Genomic DNA, 19,217 nt, shown 5'->3' with positions numbered 1-19,217 from the left:
TGCCGTCGTTTGCGTCGTGTCTAGTGGGGAAAATCACATGCGGTACGTTTGGATCAATGTCGCCGTCGCCGGAGCCCTAATCGGCGCCGTCTCTGCTCCCGTGTCAGCTCAACATTTTCACAGTAGTCATCATCATCATGACGCTTCCGGGCACCGCGTCGATGATTCTGGACACCACATCGACAACCAAGGACACCACACTGGCTGGCAAGGCGTGTACGACCACAACGTGACGCCAAGTTACTATCAGCAACCGAGCTATACCCCGTCGTACGTCACGCCGCACGTTTCGAACTATCCGCAGTTTAATTCAGTCGTTCCCGGCAACGTCCTCCCCCGGCCCGCAAACGCCACGTTTACTGGCAGCCCGATTCAAATCGTCAGTCCGGCTGGCGTGGGGGGAACCGTCAACTATGCACTGAATAACTTTAAGTACAGCATTCAACCTGGGCAGTCGCAAACGATTCAAGCCGACCGCGATTGGATCATCACATTTGGGCGAGGCGAAAATTTTGGCAGCGCCAAGTACGCACTCACGCCCGGCGTCTATCAATTCGCCGTCACCGCCAAAGGCTGGGAGCTGCAAAAGCAGCCCGCCGTGATCGCGCAGGCGCAGCCAGAAGCGCCGCCTGCACCATCCGCGCCGACCAATTCGGTTCCGGCGATTGCGAGCCCGGGTGCTCCGACTGGCGTGACGACGGCCAATGCACCGACGCCGACGCCCACCTTAGCTCAATAGAGGCGTCCGCTAAAGCATCAAGCGGCCGATGGACGCTCCGTCGGCCGCTTCTTTTATGCGCGTAGCAATCTAAGGCCATTGAGAACGACCAGCAGCGACGCGCCCGTGTCGGCTGCAATCGCGCCCCACAGTGAGGATAGATTGGCAAGCGTCAATATGACGAAGAGCATCTTGACGGCCAGTGAGAATCCGATGTTCTGTCGAATGATGCTGAGCGTTCGACGCGAATGTCGTATGAGCCAGGGAAGCCGCGTGAGATCATCTGACATCAGCGCCACGTCCGCCGTCTCGATCGCGGCGTCGCTCCCCACCGATCCCATCGCGATGCCGATTGTCGCTAAGGCCAAGGCCGGTGCATCATTCACGCCATCGCCGATCATGCCAACGTGTTGATATTTGCTGACTAGCGCTTCGATAGCAGTGACCTTGTCCTCCGGCAACAATTCCGCTTCCACGCCGTCGACACCGGCTCGCTTCGCGATCGCTTCTGCCGTCGGACGGTTGTCCCCGGTAAGCATGACGAGATGCTCAATTCCCAACTCTCGTAACTCTTGGAGCGTCGCCTCCGTCTCCGGACGAAGTTCGTCCGCCAGTGAAATGAGCCCGCAAACGTGTTGTTCATTTCCGACGACAACGATTGTTCGACCTTCTCCTGCCATCGCCTCAACACGTTCGTGAATGGCAGTCGTCTCCTGCCCCCGCTCCTCCAAATATCGATGCGATCCGAGCCAAAACTCTCGGCCGCTGAAGCGCCCACGAGCGCCCTTGCCTTGGATGATCTGAAACTGATCAGCGGCTTGAAAAGTGATTTTCCGTTCCGCGGCATATTCCAGAATCGCTTTCGCAATCGGATGATCCGAATTCTGCTCCAGAGCGGCCGCTCGTTCGATGAGTTCGACCTCGGTATGCGCATTGAGCGGGACGACCTCAATCACTTGCGGTCGTCCAAGCGTCAGCGTGCCAGTCTTATCGAAAGCAATTGCTTTGAGGTGCGCTGGCGCTTCGAGAAACACGCCTCCTTTGACGAGTACACCTTGTCGAGCCGCCGAAGCCAATCCGGCGACGATGCTTACTGGCGTGGAAATTACCAAGGCGCAGGGACAGGCAATCACCAATAGCACCAGAGCCCGATACAGCCACTGCGACCAATTACCGCCGAACGCGAGCGGTGGAATCAAGAACATCGCGATTGCCAGCACCATCACGACAGGCGTGTAGACGCGTGCGAACTTCTGCACCCATTGTTCCGAGGGCCCGCGGCGCGACTGAGCTTCTCCCACCATCCGAATAATTTTCGCGAGGGTTGTCTCCGATGCGGCTCTCGTCGACACGATCACCAGCGATGCGTCGCCATTGATGGTGCCCGCGTACACGTCGCTTCCCACTGCTTTCGACACGGGCACGCTTTCGCCAGTGATTGGCGCTTGATTGACTTCGCTTGTACCCTCCTTTACTTGACCATCAAGTGGAATACGTTCTCCTGGTTTCACCATGAACGAGGCGCCGACTGTTACTTCGGTCGGCGCGACTTCCGTCGTCGATCCATCTGGCGCAACCAGCCGGGCCGTCGGCGGAGAGAGATCCATCAACGCTGCCACAGCTCGGCGCGCGCGGTTCACGCTCCATGATTCCAGTAAAAGTGACAGCGAGAACAAGAAGGCGACGGTCGCCGCCTCCAGCCATTCGCCGATAGCAATGGCTCCGATGACCGCCACGGTCATGAGCAAATTCATATCGGGTTGCAATCGCCGCAGGGCGCCGACAGCTTTCGGTAGAACCAGCCAGAGCCCCGCAGCGATCGCTACTCCAAACAAGACTTTAGAGGACAGTGGCGGCGCAACTTCTACTCCGGTCGTCTCAGCGGGTGACTGCGTCCATTGCCACAACTGAGCGAGCACGATAGCGATCGCGCTAATTGATGTAAGAATTAACCTTCCTTGTCGGTCCCAGAAAGAACTCTCTGGCGGTTGTTCCGTGCCATCGTTTGTGATCTCACGCCCTCGCATTCCTGCTCGTTCGATGGCCGCCAGCACTTGATCCGACGTAACTCTTGGAGGCAGTGCAGCGACAGTCATCGTTCTGGAGAATACGTTGAAATCGAGCAGCTCACGATCTTCGACTAGCGGCCCGACCTCGGTCAGCAGCGCCGATATTTCCTCAGCGCAGTCCATCCCTTCAATGAAGAATCGACGTGCCATCGCGTTCGACTTGGGTTGAGGCATATTCAGTTTTCTCGCGCACGGCCTAAGAAGCTGCGACTCACTGAAGTCGCGCTGACATAGATATACACACTACTACTGGCCGCATCACGACTAAGCTGCGCTCGACCACTGAAGGATAGATACTGCGCGCCGTTCATCCTGGACAGGTGAACGGCCACGCAGGGTTTAGATGCTCAGCGCTTCGGCTGGTCGATTGTCATTGTTAGTGGGCGTGTTCGGCGCCTTCCTCGTGGTCGTGCTCCAGCGTTCCTCGATACTGCTTGCCGTTAATCGTGACCACGAGTTGGACCTCAGCGTGGCCCTCTGACAAATCTGCAATCAGTTCCTTATCAGCCAACGAAAATTGCGACGATTTGCCCGCTCCGTCGCTGGCCGCAGGCTTCGCAACCAGCTTGAACTGCTCTGCTTTGCCATCGTGAGTGATATTGATGGTGACGTCGGCCGCGTCGATGGCCACGGGGGCCTTCGCCGAACTATCCAGTATGTAGACCGTCGCTTCTCCTTCGTGAACGATTTCTGCGTGATACTCTTCGCTCCCAAGCTCGACGATGTCGCCGCCGTGCGGCCCGACGGTAGCGTGCTCGTGAGCATGGTCTTCGTGTCCGGCTTCTTCATGCCCCTTCTCCGCGGTCGGCGTGGGGGATTTGTCGCTACATCCGATCATGATCAGACTCACGACGAACAGTGTCGGCAATGTGCAACAGAATGACTTGAACACTTTCACTCCTCCTAGTATTGGAATAGGTAGACAGATAACTTGTGGTTGCTGACGGATGGTCGGTCTCTTAGCTCTCTTCATGCGCAACAAGCGTGACTTGCCGCTGATCGTCTTCGACGACATGCCGAGCGCTTTTCAGTCCCAGCGTCCAGAACAACGCCGGATGAACGAAGAAGTCGAGCAGGGTCGAGCTGATGAGCCCGCCCACAATGACCGTGGCGACTGGATAGAGAATTTCTTTGCCGGGTTCCCCCGCCGCTAGCGTTAGCGGGATGAGAGCGATACCGGCGGTGAGCGCCGTCATCAGGACCGGAGCCAATCTTTCCAGACCTCCGCGCAAGATCATCTCCTTCGTCCAGCCCTCGCCTTCATACTTCACTAGATGCAAGTAGTGATTGAGCAAAAGAATGCCGTTTCGAGACGCAACGCCGACAAGGGCGATGAAGCCCACCATCGCCGCGACGGTGAGCGTCTGATTGGTGATCGCCAGCGCCGCCACCGCGCCGATGAACGCCATCGGCAAGGCAGCCATCACCTGCAACGACAGATTCACCGAGCGAAACATCGTGAAGAGCACCAAGAAGATGCCAATCAGCGACGCCACGAACAGCACGGAGATCGTGCGCGAGGCTGACTGTTCGCTTTCAAATTGCCCGCTGTATTCGGTGAAGTAGCCGGTCGGTAAGGCTTTCTCGATGGGAGCCAATCGATCCTTAATCTCTTCGACGACGTCGACGAGTCCCCGGCCGCTGACATTGCACTGGACGACGATACGCCGTCTCACCTGCTCGCGATTGACTGTGTTCGGCCCTCCCGACATGTAAATGTTGGCAACGTCTTCAAGCTTCACGGCGCCGCCGCCCGGCGTATCGATGGCGAGTCGTTTCAGCGCTTCGATATCTTCTCGATAGCGATCGTCCAATCGAACTAACAAGTCAAACGTTCGCTGACCGTCAAGCACCGACGAAACGACCTTGCCCTGCATCGCCGTCTCGACGAACTCGTTGACGGCCAAGCGCCGCAATCCGAACTGCTCGAGTTTGTGTCCGTCGGCTTCGATGCGCAGTTGAGGGATGATGACTTGCTGCTCGATTTGAAGATCCCGCACGCCGGGAACTTGCGCAATAGCGGATTTCATCTGCTCCGCTTCACGGCGCAGGACGTCGAGATCGTCGCCATATAGCTTGATCGCAACTTGAGCTTTCACTCCGGACAGCATATGCGAGATCAAGTGCGCGAGCGGTTGTTCCACGGCAGTTACGATGCCTGGAATATCTGCGAGCGCTTCGCTGATTTCATCAATGACTTCTTCGCGTGAACGTTCCGTGTCTTCCTTGATTGTGGCGATGAACTCTGTGACCCCCACTCCTTCCGCATGTTCATCTAGTTCGGCGCGGCCAGTCTTTCTTACGAATGCCTCCACGTCGTTGACTCCGCGTAAACGCTCCTCCACTTTCGCGGCGACTTCATTGGACTTTGCCAGCGACGTCCCCGGCGGCAGCAGGACGTTTACCTGCATCGCCCCCTCATTGAACGGCGGAAGAAAGTCGCGATCCAAACGCGTGAGCGCGATAAATGCGACAACCACTGCGGCGACCGTTACCAGCAGGACGGGCTTGGGAAAACGCAGGCTGAATCGAATAACCAGCGAGGCTAGCCCTTTGAGTCCTCGCAGTACGAAGCCATCCTCGCCGTGCTCCATCAACCGAGCATGCCCAAGGAGCCAGTACGACAGCACGGGCGTCACTGTGAGCGATACGAAAAGCGAGGCCAGAATCGACACGATGTAGGCCACGCCGAGCGGCCGAAACAGTTGCCCTTCCATGCCAGACAAGGCGAACAGCGGAATGAAGACGAGTACGACGATCATCGTACTGAACACGATGGAATTTCGGACCTCAGTGCTGGCTTCATAAACGACCTGCAAGGGATCCTTGGGATTAGGGCTTTGTCGATTCTCTCGCAGGCGTCGAAAGATGTTCTCCACGTCGACGATGGCATCATCCACTAGCTCCCCGACCGCCACCGCCAGGCCGCCGAGCGTCATCGTATTGATCGAAAAGCCGAACCATTTGAAGATAAGCGCCGTCATCACAAGCGACAGCGGAATTGCCGTTAGCGTGATGAACGTAGTTCTCAAGTTCATCAGGAACAGAATGAGAATGATCACGACCAAGATGCCGCCGTCGCGAAGCGCTTCGATGACATTGGCAATCGCTAAATCGATGAATGTTTTCTGTTGATAGAGCGCGGGCAGGATGCGTACGTCGGGAGGGAGCGAGACTTTCAACTCTTCCAGCGCCTTCAACACGTTGTCGGTCACTTCGCGCGTGTCGGCGCTTGGCTGCTTATTGATGGTCAATACCACTGCCGGGCCGCCATCAAATTCTCCTTCCGCCGTGCGGGCGAACGCAGAGCTATCGCCCCGTTTGACCTGCGGTCCTTCAATGATGCGAGCCACTTGCGACAATCGCACCGATTGACCGTCGCGGTAAGTGATGACGATCCCGCTGATTTCTTCAATAGATTTGATGCGGCCAAGCGAACGAACCAAGTATTCGTTCGGACCTTGCTGATCGAGATACCCGCCTGCGGTGTTCTGATTGCTCTCCAGCAGCGCTGTTTCCACTTGATGGAGCGTTACGCCGTACCGCACGAGTTCATTCGGGTCGACGAGAACTTGAAACTGCTTACGCTCGCCTCCCATCACGATGATTTGTGATACGCCAGGAATTGTCAGCAGCCGCTGACGCACGACCCAATCGGCGAGCGTGCGTAGCTCCATGGGCGATGTTTTGCCGCCCTCGCTGTACATTCCCACGATCTGGATTTGCCCCATGATCGAAGAAATTGGCGCGAGTTGCGGTTTAACCCCGTCGGGCATTTGGCTGGCGACGAGCGCCAGTCGCTCGTTGACTATCTGGCGATCGTTGAAAATATCGGTGCCCCAGCCGAACTCGACGTACACGACGGATAGTCCAATACCGGAAGTGCTCCGCACGTCTTCGACGCCCGTCGCTCCGTTGAGCGCCGTTTCCAATGGAAACGTAATGAGGGTTTCGACTTCTTCAGGCGCCATACCTGGCGCTTCGGTCATGATCGTCACGCGCGGACGATTGAGGTCCGGAAAAACGTCGATCGGCAGACGATACGCCTGCCAACTCCCGTAGATCACCAGGAAAATGGAAACGGCGATCACCAGGAGGCGATTCCGCAGCGAAAATCGAATGATGGCATTCAGCATGGCCGGATGTCCTTTCTCGGCCGGTTAGTGATTATGCCCAGCGTGCGGATCAACTCCGCCGCCAGACTTGTTCTTGAGTGCGAGATGCATCTGGTACGCGCCGCGACCGGCAATGACGTCACCCGGAAAAAGGGCCCCGTCATTGGCGATGACGGCTGATTTGTTGTCGCGATACTCGACGTGAACGGGGACACGGTCAAAGTTCTTGCCGTTCTGCCGGTAGATGTAGAACTCAGCGCCCTCTTCGACAACGGCTTCGATTGGCGCTACGATGCGTTCCGTTAGCTTTTCGATCGGCACATGCAATTCAAAGCGTTGTCCTGGCTTGAATTCCCAATCAATAAACCGCCTCCCCTCCGGCGTTTTCTGATCCAAGACCATTTCATTGGGAAGCTGGAGATAGAAACGAAACGCGCGCGTCTCCGGATCGATTGTGTCGCCTAAATACAATAGTTTCAGGTTGTCGATCGTCGCTGCGTCTTTGTCGCCGGTCAGCAGGGACGCGGAGATCGTCCAACCTTCGCGTGCCGCGTTGCGAAGTTGTTTCGCGTCGTCTTCGAAAGCCCGTCCTTCCAGGTAAAGTTCGCAGTGGTCTGCCAACACCGCGAGCTCCTGGCTAGCGTCCACTTGCTGACCGGGCGAGACAGGAAGCCGTTGCACGTGAAAGGCGTGGTTCTCAGGGCAATTACCGCTCGCATGAGAATGACTCGGTGCGAAGACAGTAACGCTTTGCAGCAGTTGCCGCGTCTTCAGAATGTCTTGCACCTGCTCGCTAGTCAGCCCATGCAGCAGCAGCGCCTGCTCCGCTGACCGCAGCGAGACTTCTAGCTTTTGCCTTTCGTACTGCTGTTCAAGAATCCGCTTGCCAGCCACGACCCCTTCGCTCAACGCCTCCAAACGTGCAATCTCACGGTCGACGATCTCTAAGTTCTCCGCCGTCTTCAAGAATTCCTGTTGAGAATTCACCAACTCTTCGTGGGTCAGTCGCACTTCGAACATCGGACTGCCTGGTTCGATGGCCTCGCCCTGCACGACGAACACCTTGGCAAGAACGCCTCCAAACGGCGACGAAAGCTGGATCTGAGTTCGCCCCGGCTGTTCCACCACAATGGCCGGTATGCTTTCGGTTCGTTCGAACGATTGGAGCGCGACAGTGACGGGTACGAAACCAATGTTTTTAAGGCCACGGTCGCTCAAAGTAATTGCATTTGCGGACGCTGCGCCGTGCGCGTGGGCGTGTTCCGCCTCGTCGCTGTGGGCTGCGGATTCCGCTTCTCCGCCACTCGATGCGTCCTGAAACAATCCCATCCAATGACTTCGAGTAATCCAAGCGCCAGTGGCAATGGCGACGATGACCAACGCCGCGATTGCTAAGCGATACGCTCGGCGACCGGTAACGCCCTGCGCGGGTCCAGGCACTTTTTCCATAGAACGACCTCAGTGTAGGGAGGACCTCTCCCGACGGAACAGACGTGAGTACTAACCAGAGAAATTGCCGCGAGGGGCGACGTCGATTCAATCGATAGCGCGGCAGAGTGAGCACGCTTAGCAAGCGTTAGCGCGAATTCGTCGGACAAGAGAGCGTCCGACTACACCTGGAGCACGCCCAGGTCGAGATAGAGGCGCAGTGGCGCCGTTGACGCGCGGCGTGTGCGAACCGCGGCCCGGTCAACAACAGGTGCGGACGGATCAACTAGGTGCTCGGAGCGGCAACTCACGAATGCCAGGAACTCCAAGCTAAGCACGAGACTGGCGGCGCAATCCTTGTTGACCAGCCATTGGCAATGGTCGTGAGAGCACTGCTGCTTACTGGGTTCAGACGAGTGCCCCGCGGGATCCGTTGGCGTATCGTCTGGTCCCTGCGATGCGGCCTTCGCGTGAGAGCCGCACGAGTGAGCGCTTTCGACCGCGGCCTCGTCGAAGCTGTGATTAACGCTGCATTCCGACGACTGGCAGCACTCAGCATGGTTCGCGCAGCATCCGAAGATGGCGTGAATGACCAAGCAAAAGGCGGTGAGTGTCGCGACGCTAAGTCTCATGCGTAAATGACGGAGTCAGGTTCGTTCGGTAGGACAGGTATTCTATCTATTTATTGTTGAGGCCGCGATAGGGGGCGGATTACTGGGGCACAAGTCCGATCGCGCCCACCGGTTCGGTCTGGATCCCTGCATTGATCGCCGGATTTGACGCTCCGCTCGGCGAACTCTCTAAGCTGCCCGACAGCAGCAAACCATCAATCTGTACTTCGGCAATGCGTAGTGATCGAACGGCATCCAGGTACCCCAGCTGCGTTTGCGAATACGTTCGTTGAGCGATCAGCAGCGAATTGTAACTCGCTTCGCCGGCGGTGTATGTCTTTCTAGTCAAGCTTAGCGATTCTTCGGCAGCAGGAAGGATGACGTCTCGATACCGCGTCACCTGATTTCGCGCGTTCGCGTAGCGTTCGAAAGTCGGAGCCAAGCGATTCTGTAAGTCCAGCTCCAATTGAGTCACCGCTCGACTTGCAGCCACTAACTCCTGCTGCGCCCTAGCCACGCCTCCCTGGTTGCGATTGAAAACCGGAATGGGAATGCTCACCGCGAGGCCGCCATCAGGCTTGCCGCCAATTCCATTATCTTGCCAGTTCACCAATCCTTGCACGGTCACATTCGGAATTGGTTCGACGCGCTCGCGCTCGATCGCGGCCCTGGCGCGCTCGACGGACATCGACGCCGCTGCCATTTCCGGACTGAGGGCTAAGAGCCGACCAAGCGCCTGATCAAAGTCAAACTCTCGCGGCGGCGCCGCGGCGTCTCCCAGCAATTCTTGACGGGCGATCATGGGATTGCCAATCACGGCTGATAGACTTTGCCACGCCGACTCGTATCGATTGCGAGCGTTCTGGGCAAGTATCTGGGCATTCTCAATTTCGAGTTGGGCTTGCAGTACGTCCGCACGTCCCACTTCTTTCGCTCGGTACAGGGCGTCGACGGCGTGAGAGCCCTCGCTACTAATGCGAATCAAATTTTCCGTCAGGTCAATTTGACGCTGCGCGAGCAGGACTTCGTAGAAAGCGACTCTCACGTCGGTCAAGACGCGTTGCTGCTGCGCCCCAAGTTCCTGCTCCAGCCGCATTCTCTCAGTGCCCGCAACGGCGCGATTCAGCTGGAGTTTGCCGCCGCGCACAATTTCCTGACTGAACAACACTCCATGCTGTTCCGCCAATCCCCCGCTGCCAAGTTGTTGGCCTTCGTACCCGACACTCGGATTGGGCGCGAGTCCTACTTGCACCCAATTGCCCTGAGCGGCGCCGACCAGGGCGGCCGCCCGCTGGAGCGATGGATTTGACGACAGCGCCATCTGCTCAAGTTGTTCCAGCGTCAAGCCACACGTTTCTCCCGTGTCTGGCAGGGGCACCGGAACCTGCTCTCGCTCTGGAATTACCGAATCAGCCATCCGCAATCCGATGTCATCGCCCGCCTGTACGTTGACGCCGACGCCGATGACGCTCGCACACCACAAGATGGTGCGCAGCGTCTTTGCAATCCCTGTGCGGTTGAGCGGCGACGTCATGCGTGAGGGCGACCTCAAGTGGCGACCGAGACTGTTGCGAGCAATTCGATTCATGGCCGGGATTCCTTTCCCTGGGCGATTTAAAGCGACTGGCAGCGGTCATGCTGCCGCAGACGCTCTTAATTTAGTGCGAACACCCGCTAGCACAGGCATTCGAGGATGAAGGAACAACCTTCGCGCGTGTTGGGTGGTTCGCTGCATTGCGACTTCCGGAATTGTATTGATCCAGCGGTACTTCGCCGTTCAGCGTCATGGCGACGGAACCGTCAATTCGTTTCGAAGCAGACTGGATGGCGGAATCGTTGAGATTGGCCGATGCGAGTCCGTTTTCTGCACTCGTCGTTCCGCCTGATTCATTCGCCGCTGGCGTAGCAATCGCAGATAGATCGCTCCGCCGTGTCATCGATTTATTCCACTGACATCCGGTCGTCGAGGCGGAGACCAGCAGCAAGGCAACTTGGAGAGCGTGTGCTTTCATAACGGAACCCAATTTTGAATTGGACTGTCGGTGCAATGGTTTTCAGATTGAGGTATTCAACGATACCCTGCATCACGCATGTCGTAGCGCAGTAACGATCTTCGCTTGGGCGGCCTGCCAGCCTGGCGCTAAGCCCGCAAGGAACCCGACCCCTAGCGAGGCGATGGCGCCTTGCATCGCGATATCCCACGATGGTCTGAACGCGATAGTCACGCCTTCTGCGGCGACTGACATATCGGACCACGCCAGGAAGAGCATGCCTCCGATCACTCCAAGACCGCCGCCCAAGACGCTCAATACCACGCTTTCCGTAATCACCAATCCGAAAATTCGGCGTGGTCGAAATCCTAAGGTTTGCAGTACTGCATGTTCTTTGATGCGATCTTGCACTGACATCACGGTCGTCGTTGCTACGAGCGACAGGACCAAGCCGACGCAAGCGAATCCAAGGTAATGGATAAATCCGATCAACTCGGCGAGATCGGAGAGCGTATCAGCTTGAAACATGCCTTTGGTTCGAGTCGTCGTGGCGACTGGACCTGCGTGGAACTCTTCGTCGATCGCTTTCGCGACCGCGTCCGCGTTCGCACCGTCATTTAGATGAACTTCAATCTGCGTCACCATTCCCACGTCGCTTAGACCACGCGCTCGTTGCAGGAAATCAAGGTGCGTGTAAATCAACCCTTCGTCAGCGGCATTGTCCGCCGCGAATATGCCCGCCACCGCGACGGTGATGTCGCCGATGGTGAACTTGTCGCCCACCTTGAGTTTGCGTCGCGCTGCCACAGCTTTGCCGACGAGCGCTGCATCATCTTGCCGAGCAAAACCATCCCAGGAGCCTGATTGCAGAGCAAGCTTGCGCCATTTCATAAGCAAATCAGTTGCCATTCCCTGAAAGACAATTGCATCGAGACTTGCGCGGCAATTGTTCGTGAACACCATGATCGGCATCGCATCAGCGACGCCCGACTGTTTGGCAATCGTACTTGCGTAATCCTGAGGCAGCTTGCTGCTCTGCGGGCAGAAGCGATTCTCTTGGAAAACGATCAACGACCGACCAGCCTCTTGGTTCTCAGTGAGCGCGAACAGTCCGTGCTGAACAGACCCAACAAAACAAAAGACTAGTAGCGCCACTCCGGCGCCGCTGATCGTCAGCAAGCTCCGCGTGCGATGTCGCCACAAGCTTTTGAACGTGTATGGAAGGAAGGTCAGCATGTTTATGCGGTCCTCAGTGCACGAGGGAGGATTGGCTTGCCGTTCTCAACGAGTTGTCCGCGTTCGAGTCGTAATTGACGCGTAGCCCGTTGGGCTGCATCGGCGTCATGCGTCACCATGAGCAGCGTCATCCCTAATTCACGATTGACGCGTTGCAACAGTGATAGAATCTGTTCAGTCGTGTCGTCGTCCAGACTTCCTGTAGGTTCGTCTGCGACGACCACCGTGGGATTGGCGACGATCGCGCGAGCGATGCCCACACGCTGCTCTTGCCCACCCGACATCTGTCGAGGGTAGTGCCCCGCTCGATTCGTGAGATCAACCGCCGCCATGGCGATTTCGACGCGCTTAGCACGCTCGGACGCCGTCATCGGCAGTAGTAGCAGCGGTAATTCCACGTTCTCGTACGCAGTAAGCACAGGAATGAGATTGTGCGTCTGGAACACATAGCCAATATTTGCTGCTCGCCAGTCTGCCAGCTTTCCGCGATTCAGTTCGGTGATATCAGTGTCGCCGACGAAGATGTGACCTGAGTTCACCTCATCAATGCCAGCCACCAAATTGAGCAGCGTGCTTTTACCTGATCCGCTTGCGCCCATTAAGGAAACAAAGTCTCCCTCTTCAATGGTTAAATGAACCCCATCGAGCGGACGAATTGTTTCTTCGCCGCTCTTGAATTCTTTGCTGACGTCGACAACTTCAACTAATGACATGGTGGCGCCTCGTCTCGTGTTATTCGACCGCGGTGGTCGTGGATTGCGTGCTCGCCGCTTGCGGCGGACTATTACTAGCGGTCGTCGTGGCCAGAGACGACCTGTCTTCGCCTGCGATGCGAATGCGAGTCCCAGCCGCCACTGATTCCCGACCGCCGACCACCAGCTTCGATGTTGGATCGAGTCCGGTTACGATCTCGACAAGTTGATCAGTCCCGGCTCGGCCAAGTTCCACCGACTTGCGAGCAGCGATGCCGAGCTCGGCGTCGGCAACCCAGACAAATGAACCGGTGTCGTCGGTAGTCACCAGCGATCGCGGCACTAACAATCGCAGCGGCTCTTGCCCCGCGATGTCAGCCGTCACTGGTTGCGGCGGTGCGAGGAACGTAACCTGGCCTAACATTTCTGGAGTGATGACTTGTGGCGGATCCTTGATGGCGACTTTGACTTGCAGCGTATTCTTTTGGATGTCCGCGCGAGTGGTAAGCCATAACACTTCGCCCGTGAGCGGCGTTTTCATCGCTGCGGTTTCAATGGTGGCGGGCTGACCGACCTGTACCTGGGGAACGTCTTCCAGTCTCACGTCAACGCGGACTTGAAGGCTCTTGGGGTCATACAAGGTGGCAACGGTGCTGGAGGTTTGCTCTGAGAGCGGGTCCATCCCAGCAAGACGCTTGCCGGGCCGTGCGTCGATCGTGAGGATTCGGCCGGTGATTGGTGCGCGGACCACCATTCGTTCTAGGTTCAAACGCGCAACATCGACGGCTAATTGTGCTTGATCTTGCCGTGCTTGCGCGGCAGCGACTTTTGCTTCCGATGCGGCGACTGCTCGCTTTGGTTCCGTCATTAGTTCCAACTGTTGCCGGAGGGCTCCCCGCTTTCGAGTCAGCGCTTCTAGTTGCTCCCGCAAAGTCGGCTGCCTCGATTGCAATTCAGCGAGCGCGCCTTCGGCGACCGAAAGTTCCGCCGCGGCCTCACGGAGAATGCGCCCGGCGACGGCGTCGCCTGCGTCCTCCTTACGAGCCAAGTTTTCCGCGGCAACCTGTCGGCGATTCTGAGCAGCCTTAATTGCGAACGGCAGATTGTTGAGCGTCAGTGTCGTTTCCGCTAAGAGCGACTCCGATTCTGCCAGCGCCACTTTCAACTCGTTGGGATTCTCAAGCATCGCTTTCGCGGCGGTCAGCACGGCGTCTGCGTTTTGCGCGTCCGCCTGGGCCAAGCGAAAATTCGCCTCGGCTTGCTGGAGAGTAATTCTCGCATCAGCGTCGATCAACCTGGCGATCGGTGCGCCTGCCTCAACCATTTGCCCTTCGACAACCAGCATTTCTTGAATGACCCCAGCCGCGAGCGCCGAGGCGATCACCGGAGAGGGCTGAGGTTCAATCCATCCTGCTGCTTGGAAGAGGGGCGTTCCTTCTTGTTGGACATCCGCCCGCGTCACAATAACTGGCGTCACAGTGACTACATGCGCTGGAAGGAAACTGTCCCGAGCCGCCCATCCAAACAGTCCTCCGAATGCGCCGAGAATCCCCATAGGAACCGCATACCGCGATACCCAGCGACGTCGAGATTTAACGGACGCAGGGCCGACGGCCTGCCGTTTCACGGCCAATTGGCTAAGATCAACTCCCTTTGCGAGAATCGGATCTTGGCCCGTCGACTGTTGCTTCGTGTCACCCAACGCGTTCACCGTTTTGATTAAATGGCTTTGATCGCTTCAACGACGGGGAGTCGCATTGCCTTTGCGGAGGGTGGAATCGCCCCGACGACGCCAAGAATCACTGCTGTCCCGCAAGCAATCGCAATGCCGACGCTGTCGACGCGAAGCATGAAGGCGCCCATCGTGAAACGAACTGCGGCGCCGTTCACGAACATCAGCCCTAGTATGCACGCAACTAAAGCGCCGCCGCAGGCGAGTAGCGTAGCTTCCTGAATAAGCGTCAGCATGATGGCTCGGCGGCGGTAGCCAATGGCCTGAAGGGTTGCTAACTCGCGAATACGACCGACGACGGCGCCGTACATCGTATTGAGTCCTGCAAAGACTCCAGATCCCGCCACCAAACAAACGACCACCCAGCCCAACATACGAACCGGCCGGTAGTGCTTCTGCAAATCGGCGTAGTAAGCCGTCTCCGAGACCGATTTCAATTCCAAGTCAATGCGTTCGCGACAGAAGAGGTCGACATCGGCCGCAGCCTCGCTCGAATCCATTCCGACGGCGACCAAACTCAGATCTTGTCGTTTGAGCGCTGATTGCAAGTCCGCCAGCGGCGCCCACACTTCGGACTCAAACGCTGCGCCGCCAGCGGCGAAGACGCCGCTGATCTTCCACTGCCGACCATCGAACTCAATCATTTGTCCCGGCTGCAATAATTCCTTCTCGCAGCCCAGTTTCGAGTGGGCCAGTCTGCCCACCAGCACTTCTCCAGCCGCAGGCCAATTGCCTTCCAGGATTTGCACTTGCTGCCGCACCAAGGGGGCTGAGGTCGTCACGCCGCGGACTAACCCCAGCCCCTCGCTCCCATTCTCGCCGACAGTGATACGCGTGCCTAAATACAACTCAGGCGACACATATTTGACGCCGTGCTGCTGTCGTACTCCCGCCACGCTCGCGGCGAGCAGCGACGGCGTACGGCCTGGAATTGCTGAGTTCTCAATGTCTGCCCCGGAGGAAAGAGCGTATACCAGCACGACGTTGGGTTGGCCTGTCGCCGCCAGCGACGCTTCGAGCCCGCGAATGAACGCCACGACGACCAACACCAACAGCACAACGATGGATAGCCCCCCTAACGTCAGCGCACTGCGGGACGGTCGGCGAAACAAGTTTCGCACGCCGTAGTCCCAGGGGAGCAGTTTCATCGCCATCGTCGTGATCCTTCTCAGTTTGAGAGCTACTAACGCCGCACAAAAACGCCTTGAGCCAGCACGGTGAAGTTTCCACTGGCATCCTTGCTCGCCGTACCGCTCACAACGACCGTGTCGTCAGCGCTAACTCCCAGCAACTGCCGTGAGTCAGCGGCAACGAGCTTGCCGTCGCCATCGACGACCTTCACCAACGTGGTGCATTTTCCACGCTCTTCCGCACAACAATCGTCGAGACAAATTTCGCCTTCCTCGTTGTCGGCGCCTTCGGCAACCATCGCCATGGACGCATCGAGTAGCGTGAACGCGGCGCGTCCTTCGATCCATGGGTTCGCTGCACCGCCGATGCACCCCACAATGACGACGGGTTCGCCATCCTTCGCAGAATCGCGCGCTTCGATCACGCCGATCGCGCCATCGGGCTCGTCCGCCAACAAATACTTTTCGCCATTGATCGCAACTGGCGTTGCTATGGCAGTTGGATCAGCAGGCGACGTGCCGCCACATCCGAACAATACGCTTACCGCCAGCGATAGAATGAAGCCTTGGATGGTTAATTTCATCGCACCGAACCTTTCGTTGCTTGGCGAGCTGACACTTTGGCCGTGCTCGGTTCAATCGTTAATTGTCCGTAGGAACCAACAATGGCCGACGGCTGCTGTCCGCTGCGCTCAACTGCCGACGCCAACGCGAACGGCGACAATTGAACCCCTGGATGCGATTCGACGACGAGCGCGTCTTGGTCGAGATGCAAAACGACCGTTTTCACTCCGCGAATCGTTTGAAGTTCACGGCCGACCTTGTCGGCAACGCCGTTGGCCTTGAGGTCCAAGACGACGACAGTGTAGACGCCTGCTGACGCCTGTTGGGTGGCCGGGTCGAGTGGTGTGAGCGTGTAGGTAGCCTCAGGCGAGACGAGTTTGGAGGGTTTGCCTTTTCCCTTCTCAACAGCACTCCAAAGCTTCTCCATGGTCAGCTTCGGAGACGGTTTTGCAGTGATCGTAACCGTCCGCCCGGCGACATTCGCTTTGACGTTCGATACGCCCGGAGCGGTGTAAAGCTGAGCAGCCACTTTCTTGGCACACCCTCCGCAACACATTTCGTCCGCGGTGATTTCGTAAGTCACGACGTCGGCAGCGACCACGGGCCGGGCAGTCGAAATGCCGCTAGCGGTGAACGACAGCAGCACGATCGCGAGGCGATTGACGCCTCCAGTCAGAAAACGGCGCATGCGGGGACTCCAATTAAAGCTGGGTTATTTAGCGGCGGATCATCCGCCGTCGGGGCGCAGCAGGATGCCAAGGCAACTTGCGGGCGGAGTGACTTCAATCGCTCTAGCGAAGTCACAAAATCGCTTTAGAAAGGTAGTAAGCTATTGCTCAAACCAAAAAGCGACAGAGGCGGACGCAAACTTCAAATGCCCGCTCAACAGATGGATTCTCGATCGACTGACTTATCTCAGCCCGTGTAGCTCCGAGGTCTACAATCACTGCATGCGGAGCGATACAAGTCACTAGCACGTCAACGACTGTATCAGCCTCAATGGGCGAAGGAGCTTGCTGCGGCGGCGTCGGTTGGCAGCACCAGCAACTATTAGGATTTGGGCAATCATGCCCATGTTGTTCGGCGACAATGGTAGGCGAATCGGTCGGGCAAGCTTCAGCCGGACTGACTTGGCGCTCCTCTGAATGCTGGCAGGACTTTCGTGCCCGACTCTGGCAACATTTGGCATCGCCATCGTCCGATGCCACGGCAGAATTAGAACAGTCGGTTAGCTGACAAAAAGCGTGCGTCTGATGGCCGCTGTTAATCAGCATGAGCGCAAGGCCGCACGCGGCGACGAAGCGCTTCAGCTTTTGACAGCGGTAGAACACGGAAAGCCTTTTGAGCACGCAGTAACCTTCTACTTCTTCACAATAGGGATTATCGGCAAAACCACACCTTCAGCTTAGGTCATTAATCCACTCGGGGCAATAAGAGTCCGCGTTCGCCCCTACTAACGGGGTGGAAATAGATTTTGAGCTCCTCCGGCCTTCTGGTCCAGGTAAAATAGCCCCGCCTTTCCAGAGATGCTACCAGTCGAGCTTGGTCGAGAGTGCCGAGGAGAATATTTGGTAGAGCGCGTAGCAAGGCAGACTTCCTTTTCAAATTCGGCGGCCGAGTCTATGACGTCAGTAGATCAGTAGCGACTGACGCTTGTGTAACAAGGCCAGCGCCCGCTCTCAAATTTGACTTAGCAATGCCCCGTACCCTCTGGCTCAGTTGGTAGGTTTTTGCGTGGTCATCTTCGGGTTTCCTTTCCCGGGCGAAGAGTTCTCTCGTCTCGTCGAGGTGAGTGGAACATGCGCCGCATGGTGCAGTAAGACTCGGCTCGATCATGGCTATTCGGAGCCTCGGTTTCCGATTTTGCTTTCGGACTGGTCGGGTGAACGGGTCGGCTTCGCAGCTGCTAAAGTTGGCGTCGCGCGAATGAACTCGCTGTAGATTTACGAACCCCTGATTCAAGATTGCATGGTCATATGCATTCGGCATGTGGCGCAGCTCCACAGCAAGAATGATCAGAAGCGAGTCGCTGCTCGTGTTTGATAGCACCCCACCTCTCGCAGCCATAGAGATCGCTTAGCGAGTTACGGTTAGACGAGGTTGAGATCCATCTTTTGCCATCGTGGCTTCGCCGCAGCGATTCGTCCTTAGCGTGCATTCCGTGGACCGCTGTGCTCATTTGGCACATCTGGCCGCTAGTTGGCGCGCAATTTGGAAACGAATTACGGGTTCCTAAAGCCCTGCCTAGCTGCCGTTTACGAATTATCGCGACCATTGAGGGCAAGGCCCGAACTGCGGGCATTAGAATTGCGTAATAAGCGTCAGATAGATCCGCAGCCGCCCGTGGCCCCCAGATTCAGTGGCGGCTCGACCTATTATGACGTAGACTGCATGAATCATGTCTTCTGCATCGCATTTACTCCGAGCCGTGATCACCGCCAGTTTGGCGGTGTCATTCATTATTGCCGGACCTTGCGACGCTTCCTCGACAACCCCGTGTAATCAGGGGAAAACGGAGCTGACGACGGCTCCTAATGCTTGCTGTTGCGGCGTGAATTGCGAATGCGGGCCCGATTGCAGCAGCGGCGAAACGCAAAGTTCCGCCCCCTCGGAAACGACTCCGTCGAAGGATTCCCTGCGAGATTTGGCCAAAATTGCCACCGTCTTGGAGTTCACGCCTGCGGACGTTTGGGCAGTATTGCAACCTGATCTCAAGGCCCATTCTTACGTTGTGGAGCTTCTGGCCCACGCTCCCACGCTTCTTGCCCAGCACACCTGCCTCCAGGTTTGAAGCTGCCGCTCCCGGTGCGCGCTTAGCAATTGCTAAACGCCTTCTCTGCACATTTCGGACTTGACCTGTAAGGCGGTCTTCGGTCGTCCGTATGTATGTCTCGCGCCGTTCGATTAGCCCCTCATGTGGCGATCGATGGC

Annotated in this window: 14 protein-coding genes; 2 read left to right on the top strand and 12 right to left on the bottom strand. The window is 57.2% G+C overall.

Annotated features, from left to right (window positions below; translation table 11 throughout):
• Positions 1-37 precede the first annotated feature (37 nt).
• Positions 38-739: a hypothetical protein gene (locus I41_RS02365; RefSeq protein WP_145430523.1), complete on the top strand. Its 702-nt coding sequence runs from the start codon at positions 38-40 to the stop codon at positions 737-739.
• A 53-nt stretch (positions 740-792) separates the two neighbouring features.
• Here the strand turns inward: I41_RS02365 and I41_RS02360 are convergent, their stop codons facing one another.
• The 12 genes from I41_RS02360 to I41_RS02305 form a co-directional block, all read right to left on the bottom strand.
• A complete protein-coding gene (locus tag I41_RS02360; protein WP_246133786.1) occupies positions 793-2,472 on the bottom strand; it encodes a heavy metal translocating P-type ATPase in 1,680 nt (559 codons plus the stop codon).
• A 691-nt stretch (positions 2,473-3,163) separates the two neighbouring features.
• A complete protein-coding gene (locus tag I41_RS02355; protein WP_246133785.1) occupies positions 3,164-3,679 on the bottom strand; it encodes a hypothetical protein in 516 nt (171 codons plus the stop codon).
• Between the two features lie 67 nt (positions 3,680-3,746).
• Positions 3,747-6,923 (bottom strand): efflux RND transporter permease subunit, encoded by a 3,177-nt coding sequence (locus I41_RS02350; RefSeq protein ID WP_145430521.1) that lies wholly within the window; start codon positions 6,921-6,923, stop codon positions 3,747-3,749.
• Positions 6,924-6,947: 24 nt separating this feature from the next.
• Positions 6,948-8,351: an efflux RND transporter periplasmic adaptor subunit gene (locus tag I41_RS02345; RefSeq protein ID WP_145430519.1), complete on the bottom strand. Its 1,404-nt coding sequence runs from the start codon at positions 8,349-8,351 to the stop codon at positions 6,948-6,950.
• Between the two features lie 690 nt (positions 8,352-9,041).
• Entirely contained in the window at positions 9,042-10,529 is a 1,488-nt protein-coding gene (locus I41_RS02340) for a TolC family protein (protein WP_145430517.1), read from the bottom strand.
• Positions 10,530-10,599: 70 nt separating this feature from the next.
• Positions 10,600-10,953, bottom strand: coding sequence for a hypothetical protein (locus I41_RS02335; RefSeq protein WP_145430516.1), 354 nt, complete (start codon positions 10,951-10,953; stop codon positions 10,600-10,602).
• A 72-nt stretch (positions 10,954-11,025) separates the two neighbouring features.
• On the bottom strand, positions 11,026-12,168 hold the full coding sequence (locus I41_RS02330; RefSeq protein WP_145430515.1) for an ABC transporter permease: 1,143 nt from the start codon (positions 12,166-12,168) through the stop codon (positions 11,026-11,028).
• A 2-nt stretch (positions 12,169-12,170) separates the two neighbouring features.
• Positions 12,171-12,881 (bottom strand): ABC transporter ATP-binding protein, encoded by a 711-nt coding sequence (locus I41_RS02325; RefSeq protein WP_145430513.1) that lies wholly within the window; start codon positions 12,879-12,881, stop codon positions 12,171-12,173.
• Positions 12,882-12,900: 19 nt separating this feature from the next.
• The gene (locus I41_RS02320; protein ID WP_168206621.1) at positions 12,901-14,337 is read right to left on the bottom strand and encodes an HlyD family efflux transporter periplasmic adaptor subunit; all 1,437 of its coding nucleotides are present in this window, start codon (positions 14,335-14,337) and stop codon (positions 12,901-12,903) included.
• A 242-nt stretch (positions 14,338-14,579) separates the two neighbouring features.
• Positions 14,580-15,746, bottom strand: coding sequence for an ABC transporter permease (locus tag I41_RS02315; protein ID WP_145430509.1), 1,167 nt, complete (start codon positions 15,744-15,746; stop codon positions 14,580-14,582).
• 29 nt (positions 15,747-15,775) lie between these two features.
• Positions 15,776-16,306, bottom strand: coding sequence for a hypothetical protein (locus I41_RS02310; RefSeq protein WP_145430506.1), 531 nt, complete (start codon positions 16,304-16,306; stop codon positions 15,776-15,778).
• A complete protein-coding gene (locus tag I41_RS02305) occupies positions 16,303-16,974 on the bottom strand; it encodes a heavy-metal-associated domain-containing protein (RefSeq protein WP_145430504.1) in 672 nt (223 codons plus the stop codon). The genes I41_RS02310 and I41_RS02305 overlap by 4 nt, the downstream gene beginning before the upstream one ends.
• 565 nt (positions 16,975-17,539) lie before the next feature.
• On the opposite strand from I41_RS02305, the gene I41_RS26955 reads away from it, so the two are divergent.
• On the top strand, positions 17,540-17,695 hold the full coding sequence (locus I41_RS26955; protein ID WP_168206620.1) for a hypothetical protein: 156 nt from the start codon (positions 17,540-17,542) through the stop codon (positions 17,693-17,695).
• Positions 17,696-19,217 lie beyond the last annotated feature (1,522 nt).

This window comes from Lacipirellula limnantheis, from assembly GCF_007746075.1.
GTDB classification, from domain to species: Bacteria; Planctomycetota; Planctomycetia; order Pirellulales; family Lacipirellulaceae; genus Lacipirellula; species Lacipirellula limnantheis.
The sequence above is the reverse complement of the archived record's forward strand: the minus strand, read 5'-3'. Positions and strand labels throughout refer to the sequence as shown.

Excerpts from the sequence above, each read along its gene's own strand:
- I41_RS02345 (WP_145430519.1), bottom strand. The coding sequence starts at position 8,351 with ATGGAAAAAGTGCCTGGACCCGCGCAGGGCGTTACCGGTCGCCGAGCG.
- I41_RS02340 (WP_145430517.1), bottom strand. The coding sequence starts at position 10,529 with ATGAATCGAATTGCTCGCAACAGTCTCGGTCGCCACTTGAGGTCGCCC.
- I41_RS02335 (WP_145430516.1), bottom strand. The coding sequence starts at position 10,953 with ATGAAAGCACACGCTCTCCAAGTTGCCTTGCTGCTGGTCTCCGCCTCG.
- I41_RS02315 (WP_145430509.1), bottom strand. The coding sequence starts at position 15,746 with ATGGCGATGAAACTGCTCCCCTGGGACTACGGCGTGCGAAACTTGTTT.
- I41_RS26955 (WP_168206620.1), top strand. The coding sequence starts at position 17,540 with ATGGCCGCTGTTAATCAGCATGAGCGCAAGGCCGCACGCGGCGACGAA.
- I41_RS02305 (WP_145430504.1), bottom strand. The coding sequence starts at position 16,974 with ATGCGCCGTTTTCTGACTGGAGGCGTCAATCGCCTCGCGATCGTGCTG.
- I41_RS02360 (WP_246133786.1), bottom strand. The coding sequence starts at position 2,472 with ATGAATTTGCTCATGACCGTGGCGGTCATCGGAGCCATTGCTATCGGC.
- I41_RS02325 (WP_145430513.1), bottom strand. The coding sequence starts at position 12,881 with ATGTCATTAGTTGAAGTTGTCGACGTCAGCAAAGAATTCAAGAGCGGC.
- I41_RS02365 (WP_145430523.1), top strand. The coding sequence starts at position 38 with ATGCGGTACGTTTGGATCAATGTCGCCGTCGCCGGAGCCCTAATCGGC.
- I41_RS02350 (WP_145430521.1), bottom strand. The coding sequence starts at position 6,923 with ATGCTGAATGCCATCATTCGATTTTCGCTGCGGAATCGCCTCCTGGTG.
- I41_RS02310 (WP_145430506.1), bottom strand. The coding sequence starts at position 16,306 with ATGAAATTAACCATCCAAGGCTTCATTCTATCGCTGGCGGTAAGCGTA.
- I41_RS02330 (WP_145430515.1), bottom strand. The coding sequence starts at position 12,168 with ATGCTGACCTTCCTTCCATACACGTTCAAAAGCTTGTGGCGACATCGC.